Below are 13,160 nucleotides of genomic sequence, written 5' to 3' on the forward strand. Positions count from 1 at the left end.
CTGCCGTTTAGTCCATTGAATCCGGCTACTTAGTTTGTTATCCCAAACACTTGTTAAGAACTCCGTGCGATACGGAGTGGGGGAGTGCGCCGCGCTTCGCGCGGGGCGCGGTTTTGGGGGCGTATAGTCAAGTCATGCCGCTGGATACGGGCAACGTGAGACGTCTGCATCTCGTCGCCGACGCCGATACGGATGATACGCCGATCGCCGTCCATCACCCGTCCATCGATGAGGGCGCCGACATCGGCATGGCCCTGAAGGCGGCGCGCGAGTTCCGCGGCCTCAACACCCAGGACGTGGCCGACGCCACCCGCATCCGCCAGAGCTATATCGAGGCGCTGGAGGATATGCGCTTCGACGACCTGCCCTCGCGCCCGTTCACCATCGGCTATGTCCGCGCCTATGCCGGCCTGCTGGGCCTGGATGCCGAGGCCGCCGTGGCCCGCTTCAAGAACGATGCGCCCGACAACGACGCCGCCGAGCTGCGCGCGCCGGTCGGCGTTCGCCGTGAGCGTGACCCGCGCCTGGCCCTGATCTTCGCCGGCGGCCTGCTGGTGGTCGGCGCCATCCTGCTGTGGAACGTGGCCCAGCGCGCCATCACCAAGGAAGAACCGCCGGCCCAGGTGGCCCCCGCCGCCGCCTCCACCCAGGTCCAGGCTCACGCCAGCAACAACCAGGTCGCCCTGGGCGCGCCGCTGCCGGCCCCGGTCGAGAGCACCACGCCCGAGCCCTACAAGACCCCCGGCCTGGACGACGCCGCCGCCAACGGCGGTTCGGTCGACGCCGCCAAGGCCGCCGCCAAGGCTCGCGCCGAAGCGGAAGCCAAGGCTGGCGTCGTGGATCCGGCCAACCAGTTCGTGGTCGGCTCGCAGTTCAAGCCCAAGGGCCAGATGCTGGGCGCTTCGCCGGCTGAAGCCTCGGGCGTCCTGATCCAGGCCCGCAAGGCCGGCGCCCTGACCGTGCGCCGCGCCGACGGCACCATTCACATGACCCGCTGGCTCTCGACCGGCGACGCCTACCGCGCGCCCAACACCCCGGGCCTGATCCTGGACGTGGTCGAGCCCAGCCTGTTCGACGTCTATTTCAACGGGCGTCTGACGGGGCGTCTGACGTCGAACCAGACGGCGGTGAGCAAGCTGGTCCCGGCGGCGCCTGCTCCGGTGGCGGCTCCGACGGCGCCTAAGCTTCAATAATAAATCCGATCTCCCCGGCGAAAGCCGGGGCCCAGATCGAGCCCACAAGCATCGCTGATGACGGCGCCGCTCCCAGGCGCGCCCACCCAAACCTCTTCGGATGTATCTGGGCCCCGGCTTTCGCCGGGGAAACGGAGGAGAGGAAATCGAAGGCGGGGCAGGGGAAACCCTTCAGTTCCGCCCCAACACCCTCTAAATTACCCCCATGGCCGCAGACCACACGCACGTCCGTCCCTGGCGCATGATCACGCGCCGGCAATCGCGCAAGATCCGCGTCGGCAATGTCGAGGTGGGCGGCGATGCGCCGATCACCGTCCAGTCGATGACCAACACCCTGACCAGCGACGCCAATGCGACGCTGAATCAGATCCGTCAGCTGGAAGAGGCCGGGGCCGATATCGTCCGGGTCAGCTGCCCCGACGTCGAAAGTACGGCCGCGTTCAAGACCATCGCCCGCGAGGCCAAGGTCCCGCTCGTGGCCGACATCCACTTCCACTACAAGCGCGGCATCGAGGCGGCCCAGGCCGGCGCGGCCTGCCTGCGGATCAATCCGGGCAATATCGGTTCGCCTGACCGCGTGCGCGACGTCATCCAGGCCGCCCGCGACCACGGCTGCTCGATGCGCATCGGCGTCAATGCCGGCTCGCTGGAGCGCGAACTGCTGGAGAAGTACGGCGAGCCGTGCCCCGACGCGATGGTCGAGAGCGCGCTGAACCACGCCCGCATCCTGCAGGACCACGACTTCCACGAGTTCAAGATCTCGGTGAAGGCGTCCGACCCGTTCATGACCGTGGCGGCCTACTACCAGCTGGCCGAGGCCATCGACTGCCCGCTGCACCTGGGCGTCACCGAGGCGGGCGCTACGCGCACCGGCACGGTGAAGAGCTCGATCGGCATCGGCTCGATGCTGTGGGCCGGCATCGGCGACACCATCCGCGTCTCGCTGGCCGCCGATCCTGTCGAAGAGATCAAGGTCGGCTTCGACATCCTCAAGTCGCTGGGCCTGCGCCACCGGGGCGTCAACATCATCGCCTGCCCGTCGTGCGCGCGGCAGGGCTTCAACGTCATCAAGACGGTCGAGACCCTCGAACAGCGCCTGGCCCACATCGCCACGCCGATGTCGCTGTCGATCATCGGCTGCGTGGTCAACGGCCCGGGCGAGGCCCTGATGACCGACATCGGCTTCACCGGCGGCGGCGCTGGCGCGGGCATGGTCTATATGGCCGGCAAGCCCGACCACAAGCAGTCCAACGACGGCATGATCGACCACATCGTCGAGCTGGTCGAAAAGAAGGCCGCCGAGCTGAAGGCGGCCGAGGACGCCAAGGCGCTGGCGGCGGAGTAGGGCGCCACACCGCTCCAAGCCAGGCCCGAAACAACCCTGTCTTCCTAGGCCTTGTGCCTAGGACCCAGCGTTCAGCTGCTGCTGTGTTGGCGGCGCTTTCTCGAACAGTTCCGCGCCCGGTCTCGCCATGGGTCCTAGGCACAAGGCCTAGGAAGGCGAACTTTTGGGATGAAGGGGATACTGGGGACCGCTACCCCTCCGCCATCACCCGCACCAGGTCCACCAGCTGCCGCCGCACGCGGCTGGGCCCGATGCGCGGGAACAACTCCGCCAATTGCAGCCCCTCGGCTGTGTGCAGGAAGGTCTGCACCGTGCGGTCGGCCTCGCAAGCCTCGCCGTCCGCGCCGGCCGGATCGGGCAGGCCGTCGAAGAAGAAGCCGATGTCGGTCTTCAGCAGGCTGGCGATCTGGTAGAGCTTTGATGCGCTGATCCGGTTCTCGCCGCGCTCGTATTTCTGCACCTGCTGGAAGGTGATGTGCAGGCTGTCGGCCAGCTGGTCCTGGGTGACGCCCAGCACCTTGCGGCGCATCCGCACCCGCGTGCCGACATGCGCGTCGATCGAACTCGGGCGGCGGCTTTCTGTGTTGGCGGTGTCGTAGGGCATGTCCGTCTCTCCGTACCCGTCGGAAAGAACGCCAATGCTGCGGTGCAACTAGGGCGGCTCTGTAACAGCTATGTATCAAGCCGTGCGGGAGTTCACGCCTTCGGTAGCAAAGCCGCTACACAGCTGCCGCCACCTTCGGCCGGCGGTGCTCCGGCGGGGGAGGCGGCGGCGGCGCGGGGCAGTGGTGGGTCAGGAACTCGCCGTGGCCGGGCAGGGTCGCGACCTGGGCCTTCACGATCGGGGCCGAGCGGTCCAGGGTCTGGCGGATCACCTCATAGGGCGTGGTGTCGACCAGCTGCTGGTAGCGCTTGGGCCGGATGCCCATGCCCTCCATCACCGACTGCCAGGACGGGGCGCGGAACATGTCGTCGACGCCGTCGCGCAGCGCGCCCGTCTCGCGGAAGAGCTCGATGCGCTCCTTCAGGCTCTGCGGCGGTTCGACCTTCTGGTACTCGCGCCAGAACGGCGTGTCGTCGCGCTGGGTGGTCTGGTAGTGCAGCACGATGAAGTCGCGGATCTCCTCATAGTCCGCGGCCATGCGGCGGTTGTATTCGGCCTGCAGCGACGGGGCGAGGCTCCGGTCGGGGAAGAACCGCAGCAGATAGTCCATGCCGCGATAGATCAGGTGCAGAGCCGTCGACTCCAGCGGCTCGATGAAGCCGCCCGCCAGGCCGATCGCGACGCAGTTCTTGTTCCACAGCTTGCTGCGCATGCCGGTCTTGAACGGCACCAGCCAGGTGTCGGTGATCGGCTCGCCTTCCACCTGGCTCAGCAGCACGTGCCGGGCCTCGTCGTCGCTGATGTACTTGGAGCAGAACACATAGCCGTTGCCGGCCCGGTGTTGCAGCGGGATACGCCAGCGCCAGCCGAAGTCCTGGGCGGCGGCCAGGGTGTAGGGATGCGGCTCGCGGATGTTGTCGGTCTGCACCGTGATGGCGCGGTCGTTCAGCAGCACGTCGGACCAGTCCAGGAATGGCGTGTCCATCGCCTTGCCGTTCAGGATCGAGCGGAAGCCCGAGCAGTCGATGAAGAGCTCGCCGGCGGCCTCGTAGCCGCTTTGCAGGATCACCTTCTCGATCGCGCCGTCATTGCGGGTGACGACCTGGTCGACAATGCCCTCGACGCGCTTGACGCCGCGCGCCTCGGAGAACTTGCGCAGGTACTTGGCCACCAGGTTGGCGTCGATGTGCAGGGCATAGCGCGAGGCCGCCAGCATGGTGTCCTGCAAGGCGCCCGGCGGCATGAACTTCCACTGGTCGGCCATCACCGTGGCCGGGGCGAAGTCCTGCAATTCCGAGGGATGGCCGTTGGCCTTGGCGCGCAGCCAGCACTGGTAGAACTCGTGCGACCCGATCGGCCCGCCGATCTGGCCGAAGGGGTGGTAATAGACCTCGTCCTTCTTGCGCCAGTTCTCGAAGCGGATGGCCAGCTTGAAGGCCGCCTGCGTCTCCTGGATGAACTCGCGCTCGTCCAGGCCCAGGCTGGCGATCAGTTGCAGGAAGGGCGGGATGGTCGACTCGCCCACGCCCACCGTGCCGATCTGCTCGCTCTCGATCAGCTCGATCGCGCACTCACTGCCCTTGAAGAAGTGGCTGAGCATGGCCGCGCAGATCCAGCCGGCCGAGCCGCCGCCGACGATGACGATCTTGCGGATGGCGTTGGGGTTGGTGTCGCTCATTGTTACTCCCTGCGTACTTTTGTTTTTTGGCTAGTCGACCGCGATCAGCGCGCGGTTCCAGGCGATCAGCGGCGCGGCCGGGTCCAGGCGATGGTCGCTGGCCGTGACGATGAAGATCGAGTGGGTCTGGGCCTCGACGATCTCGTCGATCGTGCAGGCGGCCTGGGCCAGGCCTCGGCGGTAGGTCGGTGGCGCCTCGGCGCCGAGGTCCCAGCGGCTGGGGCAGAAGCGCTCGTGCGCCTGAACCGGGCCGCCGAAGCGCACCGCCTCGTCCTTGTCGGCCGCGCCCAGCAAGGCGATCGACAGGGCCGGGCGGCGCAGGAAGATGTCGTGGCAGCCGGCCTCCTTGCGCACGCAGAACAGGAAGCGGGGCGGGTCGACCGACAGCCCGGTGATCGAGCTGACCAGCAGGCCTCGAGGCGTGTCGCCATCCCAGCACGAGACGATGGCGACGCCGCTGGCCAGGTGCGCCAGCAGGTCCTTGAAATCCGAAGGCGCGGGTGGCGCGAAGGCTAGGCGCGATTTGGCCGGCGTCACGGCTTTCCCCCTGGTGTCCGCGCCGCCTTGTGGCGGTCGCGTTTCATCCCTGGGTTCGACGCTAACAGCCTGAAAATTCAGGTGGCAAGCCGATTTTGTCCAACGTTGTCATTTTAGATTTCGCAGGTACGTACCTACATTTGTTCCAAAGGGCTGTAGGCAGGTCGCTACGTTCGCGCGGCGGGCGATGCGAGGCTGCCCGGACGGTTCGATCCTCCGCACCCTGATCGTCAATGGCTCAGTCTATTCTGGCGATAGGAACAATCAATTTTACCTATCGCCGGTTGGGGCGTCCTGATGGCTCCGTGTCGGGGGACGGCGCTGGGTTGGAACCAAGCCAAAGCGGAGGAAACGACGTGGACAAGAAAGTCGAAGACAGCGTTCAGGGCCAATGCCCGATGGGACGCGGCCGCGGTGGCCCGGGCAACCGAGACTGGTGGCCCCAGAACCTGCGCCTGGAGGGGCTGAACCAGCATTCGCCCCGCTCCAACCCGATGGGCGAGGCGTTCAACTACGCCGAGGCCTTCAAGACCCTGGACCTGGACGCGGTGGTCGCCGACCTGCACGCGCTGATGACCGACAGCCAGGAGTGGTGGCCCGCCGACTTCGGTCACTATGGCGGCCTGTTCATCCGCCTGGCCTGGCACAGCGCCGGCACCTACCGCACCAGCGACGGCCGTGGCGGCGCCGGGGGCGGGCAACAACGCTTCGCGCCGCTGAACAGCTGGCCCGACAACGCCAACCTCGACAAGGCCCGGCGCCTGCTGTGGCCGATCAAGCAGAAGTACGGCGCCAAGCTGTCTTGGGCCGACCTCTATGTGCTGGTCGGCAACGTCGCGCTGGAGTCGATGGGCTTCAAGACGTTCGGCTTCGCCGGCGGCCGCGCCGACCAGTGGGAGCCGGAAGAACTGTACTGGGGTCCCGAAGGCTCGTGGCTGGGCGACGAGCGCTACAGCGGCGAGCGCCAGCTGCATCCGGCCCTGGGCGCGGTGCAGATGGGCCTGATCTACGTCAACCCGGAAGGCCCGAACGCCAATCCCGACCCGCAGGCCTCGGCGCATGACATCCGCGCGACCTTCGCCCGCATGGCCATGAACGACGAGGAAACCGTCGCCCTGATCGCCGGCGGCCACACCTTCGGCAAGACCCACGGCGCGGGCGATCCGTCGTTCGTCGGTCCCGAGCCGGAAGGCGGCGAGATCGAAGCCGCCGGCCTGGGCTGGGCCAGCAAGCACGGCACGGGCCTGGGCGCCGACGCCATCACCTCGGGCCTGGAAGTCACCTGGACCCAGACGCCGACCAAGTGGAGCAACCACTTCTTCGACAACCTCTTCAAGTACGAGTACGAGCTGACCAAGAGCCCCGGCGGCGCCCAGCAGTGGGAAGCCAAGGACGCGCCGGAGGACATCCCGCACGCCTTCGACGCCTCCAAGAAGCAGCGCCCGCGCATGCTGACCTCGGACCTGGCCCTGCGTGTCGACCCGGCCTACGAAAAGATCTCGCGCCGGTTCTACGAGAACCCCGACCAGTTCGCCGACGCCTTCGCCCGCGCCTGGTTCAAGCTGACCCACCGCGACATGGGCGACAAGCGGCGCTACCTGGGCAAGCTGGTCCCGGCCGAGACGCTGATCTGGCAGGACCCGGTGCCCGCCGTCGACCACCCGCTGGTCGACGCCGCCGACATCAAGGCGCTGAAGGACAAGATCCTGGCCTCGGGCCTGTCGGTCTCGGAGTTGGTCTCGGCGGCCTGGGCTTCGGCCTCGACCTGGCGCAAGTCCGACAAGCGCGGCGGCGCCAACGGCGCGCGCGTGCGCCTGGCCCCGCAGAAGGACTGGGCGGTCAACGATCCGCCGGTGCTGGCCAAGGTGCTGTCGACGCTGGAAGGCATCCAGAACGACTTCAACGGCTCGGCCTCGGGCGGCAAGAAAGTCTCCCTGGCCGACCTGATCGTGCTGGGCGGCTCGGCCGCGGTCGAGAAGGCCGCCAAGGACGCCGGCTCGCCGATCGAGGTCCCGTTCGCGCCGGGCCGCACCGACGCCACCGCCGAGCAGACCGACGCGGAGTCGTTCGAGCCGCTGGAGCCGATCTCGGACGGCTTCCGCAACTACCGCGCGGCCGGGACCCAGTTCATGGCCCCGGAAGAAGCCCTGGTCGACCGCGCGCAACTGCTGGGCCTGTCGGCGCCGGAACTGACCGTGCTGGTCGGCGGCCTGCGGGTGCTGGGCGCCAATACCGGCGGCTCCAAGGCCGGGGTGTTCACCGACCGTCCGGGCGTGCTGACGACCGACTTCTTCGTCAACCTGCTGGACATGGGCGCCGTCTGGAGCCCAACGGCGGTCAACGCCTTCGCCGGCCATGACCGCAAGAGCAGCGAGCCGCGCTGGACCGCCACCCGCGTCGACCTGATCTTCGGCTCCCACGCCGAACTGCGGGCCTTCGCCGAGGTCTATGGCTCGTCCGATGCGCAGGGCAAGTTCGTGAAGGACTTCGTGGCGGCGTGGACCAAGGTCATGAACGCCGACCGCATAGACCTGAACTAGCCCTCGGCCCTGGCCGAAGGACGAGGGCGGCTGCCATGAGGCGGCCGCCCTTTTCATTTAGGCCCTGGTCGCGTGCCAGCCTCGGATCATGAAGGCCTGGAAGAATGGGATCGGCTGAGGGAAGCCGGCGGCCTGCCACAGGGCTTGCGTCTCCGCCGGGGGCAGGACACCCAGCACGTCACGCATCATGCCGCCCAGCTTGGCCAGCGATTCCGGCGTCGCGCCCATCAGGGTCTGGACCTGCTTCCAGTCCTCCAGCATCGCCGGGAACTCCGGGGCGTCCAGGTCGCCGCTGATCTCGGCGCTGACGAAGCGGCCGCCGGGCTTCAGGCGATCGTGGATGGCGGCGTAGAAGGCGGCCCGGTCCTGGCGCTGGATGAAGTGCGCGACCAGCAGGCTGACCACGGCGTCGAAGCCCTCGGCGGGGGCGTCCTGGACGTAGCCTTGAATGAGCTCGCAACGCTGCAGCACGCCGGCCTGTTCGAGCCGGTGTCGGCCGACGGCCAGCATCTCCTCGGACGGATCGACGCCCACGAACGACCAGCCCGGATAGGCCTTGGCCAAGGACAGGATCTCGGCGCCGGTCCCGACCCCGACGCACAGCACCCGCGCATCGGCGGGCAGGTTCGCCAGAACCAGCCGCATCAGGAAATGCAGATTGTCGGAGATGGGCGCCAGCGCGCTGTTCCGGCGATCATAGGCGTCGGCCATCTCCTGGTTGAAGAAGTTGGTCGAGGCGGGGGGATTGGGCGAGGTCATTGTTATAATGTAACGCTAAATTCGGGGCGCGCCAGCCACCCAGAAACCCTCTCTCATAGAGAGAGGGAGGGGCCCGCCGCGAAGCGGTGGGAGGGTGAGAGGTTATAATCTTTCAGGATAGGGTGCTGACGAAGCATCCGCGGCGCACGACGGCAAAGGCTCGCGGAACGACCCGAGGTTTACCGGCCAGCGGTGAAACCTCTCACCCTCCCATCGCCTGCGGCGCTGGGTCCCTCCCTCTCTCTATGAGAGAGGGTTTTTTGGGGGGCTTCTCTAGCCCGCGATCAGCGCCGCCCGCTCCGCCGCCGTCAGCGGACGCCAGCGCCCCTCGGGCATGTCATCCATATCCAACGGCCCGATCCGCACCCGGAACAGGTCCACGACCTTCAGCTCCACCAGCTCGCACATGCGGCGGATCTGGCGGTTGCGGCCTTCGCGGAGGACGATGCGCAGGCGTTGGTCGGAGATGACCTCGACCTCGGCGGGGCGCAGCTCTCTGCCGTCCAGCTCCAGGCCAAAGCGCAGGAGCTCGATCTTCTCTTCCGTCAGCTCGCCCATGACGGCGACCCGGTATTCCTTCTCGAGGTCCGACTGCGGGCCGATCACGGCCTTCGCTACGACCCCATCACTGGAAAGCAAAAGAAGCCCGCGCGAGTCCTTGTCCAGGCGGCCCACGGGCGGCAGCAGGTCGCCCGACTGCGGGATGGGGGCGGGGGCATTGCCCCACTGGTTCTGGCGGGTCAGCAGGCGCGCGGCGGGCACCTGGCCGGGATCCGGCTGGGCCGAGACGATGCCGACCGGCTTGTGGATCATGTAGGTGACGGCCGCGTCGAGCTTGGCGGTCGCGCGGTCGGCCAGCACCAGGGTCTGGCCCGGCAGGATCTTGCGGCCGACGTCCTCCACGACCTCGCCGTCGATCGACACCAGGCCGTCGCTGATCAGCTGCTCGGCCTCGCGACGCGAACAGACGCCGCTCTGGGCCAACCACTTGTTGACCCGCTGCGGCTCGTCCTCGTCATAGGTGCGGGTCCAGGCCATCCTAGCCGAAGCTCTCTTCGAGACTGGCCAGGCGCTCGGCCTGGTCTTCGGCGATCAGCGGATTGATCACGTCGTCCAGGCTGTCGCCCTCGATGATGCGGGCCAGGTTGTAGAGGGTCAGGTTGATCCGGTGGTCGGTCACCCGGCCTTGCGGGAAATTATAGGTGCGGATGCGTTCCGAGCGGTCGCCGCTGCCGACCTGGCTCTTGCGAGCCTCGGAGCGGGCGCTGTCCAGGGCCTCGCGCTGCATGTCGTAGAGGCGCGCCTTCAGGTTCTTCATCGCCCGGGCTCGGTTCTGGTGCTGCGACTTTTCCGAGGAGGTCACGACCACGCCGGTGGGCAAGTGGGTGATGCGCACGGCCGAGTCGGTCTTGTTGACGTGCTGACCGCCCGCGCCCGACGAGCGGTAGGTGTCGATCCGCAGGTCGCTTTCCTTGATGTCGATCTCGACGTCCTCGGCCTCGGGCAGCACGGCGACCGTGGCGGCCGAGGTGTGGATGCGGCCTTGGGCCTCGGTGGCCGGCACGCGCTGCACGCGGTGCACGCCGCTCTCGAACTTCAGCCGGCCGAACACGCCATCGCCGGTGATCGAGGCGACGATTTCCTTGAAGCCGCCCATTTCGCCTTCCGAGATGCTGTCGATCTCGACGCGCCAGCCCTGGGTCTGGGCGTAGCGCTGGTACATGCGGAAGAGGTCGCCGGCGAACAGGGCCGCCTCGTCGCCGCCGGTGCCGGCGCGCACTTCCAGGATGGCCGAGGCGTTCTCGTCCTTGTCCTTGGGGGCCAACATCAAGGCGAGGTCGCGTTCCAGGACGGGCAGCTTCTCGTCCAGGGCCGTGATCTCGTCGCGGACCATGTCGGCCATTTCGGGATCGGACGCCATGACGTCCAGCTCGGCGCGCTCGGCCGACAGCTTGGCCAGGCGCTCGACCGCCTCGGCGACCGGGCGCAGCTCGGCGTGCTCCTTGGAGAGCTTGACGATCTCGGTCCCGTCGGTGGCCGCGCCCATGCGGGCCTCCACTTCGCGGAAACGGTCGAGAACCTGGTCGAGACGGGCCTGGGGCAGTCGCAAAGCTATGGTCGCATGGCTGGAGGGATTGGGTCGGCTTCTCTAGTGCTTTTCGCCGTCGAAGGGAATGGATGGGGAAGCAAACCCGTTTCGGACAGCAACGGTCACGCTGTTAGCCGTGGCTTAGCCATTCGCGACGCGTGTGTCGGCTTCCCGTCGCCGGCCTTTCCGCGCCCTGACGGCGACATGGTCTCTCAGCCGATCCAGGTCAGCAGCATCGAGCGCATCGACGCGTAACTGCTGACAGGAATTGTCATCAGTCTTTATTGAAGACGCTCATAAGCGTGACTAACTCGCTAGGGCAGCTGGACCGGAGGGGTTCGGCTCAGCGAGGATCTCCCATGTCCGTTTCCATCCAGCACGTCGCGGTGACCACGACCACGCGCGGCCTCAAGACACTGTCGGCCCTGCTCGACAAGGCCAAGGCCCATGCCGAGGCCTCGGGCGCGAACCCGGACGACTACGTCACCGCCCGCCTGTTCGAGGACATGCTGCCGCTGAGCGGCCAGATCCAGCGCGCCTCCGACACCGCCAAGGGCACGATCGCCCGCCTGACCGGCGTCGACGCCCCGGCCATGGCCGACGACGAGACGACCGTCGCCCAGCTGCAAGACCGCGTGGCCAAGACCCTGGCCTTCGTCGAAAGCGTCCCGGCCTCGGCGTTCGAGGGCGCGGCCGAGCGTGACGTGACGGTGCCGGCCGGGCCGTCGATCACCCTGGGCTTCACGGGTCTGGAATATCTGCTGGAGTTCGCGATCCCGAACTTCAATTTCCACGTGGTGACGGCCTACGACATCCTGCGGAACCAGGGCGTGCCGCTGGGCAAGCGGGACTTCCTGGGGATCGGGCCGGAGCGGGTGAAGGCGGCGGCGTAGGGAGCGGTGTTACAGGCCCCCTCCGCGCCTGCGGCGCTCCTCCCCCGAAGGGGGAAGAAGGTGCGCGGCGACCTTCCGCCCCCTCCGGGGGCGGACGACCTGCGTTAGCAGGTCAGGTGGGGGCCAGTGCTGAATCTACCGCGGCTTGAACTCGGCGAGCGCCGTCGACCCCTGGTTCAGAACGCCGGTTTGACCTCGATCGACACCACCTGCCGCGGCGCCCGCGACGGCCTCAGATCCCCGTCGACCACCAGCCGATACGGCCCCTCGCGCTCGTCCAGCGTCTTCCCGTTGACCGTGTCGGCGACCACCACCGGATTGGCCCGATAGACCGGATCCGTCTCGGCCAGTGACAGCACGCTGAAGAAGCCGTCGGCCGCGCGGGCGATGACCACCTGGTTCAGATAGCGCCCCATCAGCCGCTCGCCATGCACCACCCCGGCCTGGGCCAGCACGGCGTCCAGCCGCACGCCTTCGTAGGTGACGTCGGCGCCCTTGACCTTGATGGTGGCCTTGGCGCGGGGCAGGGCGGCGAGGTCTTTTGGCGAGAGGGTGACGGTGTCGCGGCCGGCGACGGTGACCTTCAGGTTCTGGGCGAGGGCGGCGCCGTGCAGGGTCAGGGCGGCGAAGGCGGCGAGCAGCAGGCGCATGGGCGGTCCCAAATCCATTGTCATCCCGGCTGTAGCGAAGCGGAGAGCCGGGACCGCCGCAAGCGCGGAGTTTGTGGCGGTCCCGGGTCGGCGCGCTACGCGCTTGCCCGGGATGACAATTTTGAGGGCTACCCCCGCGACTGCATCGCCGGCGGGGCCGGCACACTGGCCAGCGCCTCCAGGCTGAGGTTCGGCTTCCGATGCTCGAACACCAGCGGATACAGCGACACCACCAGCAGCACCGCCATCACCACATTGAACGTCCGCAGCACCGCCGGCTTGTCCAGGAACGGCCGCAGGCCCTGCCCAAACCCCGCCCAGGCGGCGCTGCACGGCGCGCCGACCAGCATGAAGGTCCCGGCCAGCAGCGGCACGATCGTCCAGCCACTCCCTTCGGGCGCATAGGTGGTGACGGCGCCCAGGGCCATGGCCCAGGCCTTGGGATTGACCCATTGGAACGCCGCCGCCTGCAGGAATGTCATGGGCTTGGCCAGCGACTTGTCACTGACGCTGCTGGAGGTCCCGATCTTCCAGGCCAGCCACAGCATGTAGGCCGCCCCGACCCAGCGCAGGATCTCGTGCAGCACCGGATAGGTCCGGAACACGCCGCCCAGGCCCAGCCCCATGCACAGCACCATGAATCCCAGCCCACAGCTGATCCCAAGGATGTGCAGTACGGTACGCCGCAGCCCGAAGTTTGCCCCCGATGCCAGCAGCATCATGTTGTTCGGCCCCGGCGTACCGGCGGTGGCGAAGCAGAAGAGCACGTAGGCGAGCAGCAGTTCCGGAGTCATCACGACCTCCAATGGTCAGGAATGTCATCGTGATGATTTCCATTGTATCATGAGTCAAATCGCATATTGTCATAGTGA

Annotated in this window: 12 protein-coding genes; 4 read left to right on the top strand and 8 right to left on the bottom strand. The window is 67.5% G+C overall.

The genetic code is table 11. The annotated features are described in order from the left end of the window. Positions 1 to 134 precede the first annotated feature (134 nt). Positions 135 to 1,193 (top strand): helix-turn-helix domain-containing protein, encoded by a 1,059-nt coding sequence (locus tag J7528_RS02230; protein WP_291870879.1) that lies wholly within the window; start codon positions 135 to 137, stop codon positions 1,191 to 1,193. A gap of 205 nt (positions 1,194 to 1,398) precedes the next feature. Next, positions 1,399 to 2,538, top strand: coding sequence for a flavodoxin-dependent (E)-4-hydroxy-3-methylbut-2-enyl-diphosphate synthase (ispG, locus tag J7528_RS02235; protein WP_291870881.1), 1,140 nt, complete (start codon positions 1,399 to 1,401; stop codon positions 2,536 to 2,538). Between the two features lie 190 nt (positions 2,539 to 2,728). Here the strand turns inward: ispG and J7528_RS02240 are convergent, their stop codons facing one another. The 3 genes from J7528_RS02240 to J7528_RS02250 all read right to left on the bottom strand — a co-directional run bounded on the left by J7528_RS02240 (position 2,729) and on the right by J7528_RS02250 (position 5,357). Next, positions 2,729 to 3,142 (bottom strand): helix-turn-helix transcriptional regulator, encoded by a 414-nt coding sequence (locus J7528_RS02240; protein WP_291870883.1) that lies wholly within the window; start codon positions 3,140 to 3,142, stop codon positions 2,729 to 2,731. Positions 3,143 to 3,257: 115 nt separating this feature from the next. Further along, the gene (locus J7528_RS02245; RefSeq protein WP_291870885.1) at positions 3,258 to 4,820 is read right to left on the bottom strand and encodes a tryptophan halogenase family protein; all 1,563 of its coding nucleotides are present in this window, start codon (positions 4,818 to 4,820) and stop codon (positions 3,258 to 3,260) included. Positions 4,821 to 4,850: 30 nt separating this feature from the next. Further along, on the bottom strand, positions 4,851 to 5,357 hold the full coding sequence (locus J7528_RS02250; protein WP_291870887.1) for a flavin reductase family protein: 507 nt from the start codon (positions 5,355 to 5,357) through the stop codon (positions 4,851 to 4,853). Between the two features lie 326 nt (positions 5,358 to 5,683). On the opposite strand from J7528_RS02250, the gene katG reads away from it, so the two are divergent. Beyond that, the gene (gene katG, locus J7528_RS02255) at positions 5,684 to 7,897 is read left to right on the top strand and encodes a catalase/peroxidase HPI (protein ID WP_291870889.1); all 2,214 of its coding nucleotides are present in this window, start codon (positions 5,684 to 5,686) and stop codon (positions 7,895 to 7,897) included. 57 nt (positions 7,898 to 7,954) lie between these two features. On the opposite strand, the gene J7528_RS02260 is transcribed toward katG, so the two are convergent. The 3 genes from J7528_RS02260 to prfA form a co-directional block, all read right to left on the bottom strand. Further along, on the bottom strand, positions 7,955 to 8,656 hold the full coding sequence (locus J7528_RS02260; protein ID WP_291870891.1) for a class I SAM-dependent methyltransferase: 702 nt from the start codon (positions 8,654 to 8,656) through the stop codon (positions 7,955 to 7,957). Positions 8,657 to 8,929: 273 nt separating this feature from the next. Beyond that, positions 8,930 to 9,694, bottom strand: a complete 765-nt coding sequence (locus J7528_RS02265) for a pseudouridine synthase (RefSeq protein WP_291870893.1) — start codon at positions 9,692 to 9,694, stop codon at positions 8,930 to 8,932. Position 9,695: 1 nt separating this feature from the next. After that, complete coding sequence (gene prfA / locus J7528_RS02270) at positions 9,696 to 10,766, bottom strand: peptide chain release factor 1 (protein ID WP_291870895.1); 1,071 nt, start codon at positions 10,764 to 10,766, stop codon at positions 9,696 to 9,698. Between the two features lie 338 nt (positions 10,767 to 11,104). Between prfA and J7528_RS02275 the strand changes: the two genes are divergently transcribed. After that, positions 11,105 to 11,638, top strand: coding sequence for a DUF1993 domain-containing protein (locus tag J7528_RS02275; protein ID WP_291870897.1), 534 nt, complete (start codon positions 11,105 to 11,107; stop codon positions 11,636 to 11,638). A 176-nt stretch (positions 11,639 to 11,814) separates the two neighbouring features. On the opposite strand, the gene J7528_RS02280 is transcribed toward J7528_RS02275, so the two are convergent. Next, positions 11,815 to 12,288, bottom strand: a complete 474-nt coding sequence (locus J7528_RS02280; RefSeq protein ID WP_291870900.1) for a molybdopterin-dependent oxidoreductase — start codon at positions 12,286 to 12,288, stop codon at positions 11,815 to 11,817. A gap of 128 nt (positions 12,289 to 12,416) precedes the next feature. Further along, positions 12,417 to 13,082, bottom strand: coding sequence for a LysE family translocator (locus tag J7528_RS02285; protein ID WP_291870902.1), 666 nt, complete (start codon positions 13,080 to 13,082; stop codon positions 12,417 to 12,419). Positions 13,083 to 13,160 lie beyond the last annotated feature (78 nt).

This window comes from Caulobacter sp. (assembly GCF_017744445.1).
In the GTDB taxonomy this organism is placed as follows: domain Bacteria; phylum Pseudomonadota; class Alphaproteobacteria; order Caulobacterales; family Caulobacteraceae; genus Caulobacter.

What these genes read in the sequence shown, in the direction of transcription:
- J7528_RS02260 (WP_291870891.1), bottom strand. Translation starts at nt 8,656, where the DNA reads ATGACCTCGCCCAATCCCCCCGCCTCGACCAACTTCTTCAACCAGGAG.
- J7528_RS02285 (WP_291870902.1), bottom strand. Translation starts at nt 13,082, where the DNA reads ATGACTCCGGAACTGCTGCTCGCCTACGTGCTCTTCTGCTTCGCCACC.
- J7528_RS02245 (WP_291870885.1), bottom strand. Translation starts at nt 4,820, where the DNA reads ATGAGCGACACCAACCCCAACGCCATCCGCAAGATCGTCATCGTCGGC.
- J7528_RS02230 (WP_291870879.1), top strand. Translation starts at nt 135, where the DNA reads ATGCCGCTGGATACGGGCAACGTGAGACGTCTGCATCTCGTCGCCGAC.
- J7528_RS02240 (WP_291870883.1), bottom strand. Translation starts at nt 3,142, where the DNA reads ATGCCCTACGACACCGCCAACACAGAAAGCCGCCGCCCGAGTTCGATC.
- J7528_RS02280 (WP_291870900.1), bottom strand. Translation starts at nt 12,288, where the DNA reads ATGCGCCTGCTGCTCGCCGCCTTCGCCGCCCTGACCCTGCACGGCGCC.
- ispG (WP_291870881.1), top strand. Translation starts at nt 1,399, where the DNA reads ATGGCCGCAGACCACACGCACGTCCGTCCCTGGCGCATGATCACGCGC.
- J7528_RS02265 (WP_291870893.1), bottom strand. Translation starts at nt 9,694, where the DNA reads ATGGCCTGGACCCGCACCTATGACGAGGACGAGCCGCAGCGGGTCAAC.
- J7528_RS02275 (WP_291870897.1), top strand. Translation starts at nt 11,105, where the DNA reads ATGTCCGTTTCCATCCAGCACGTCGCGGTGACCACGACCACGCGCGGC.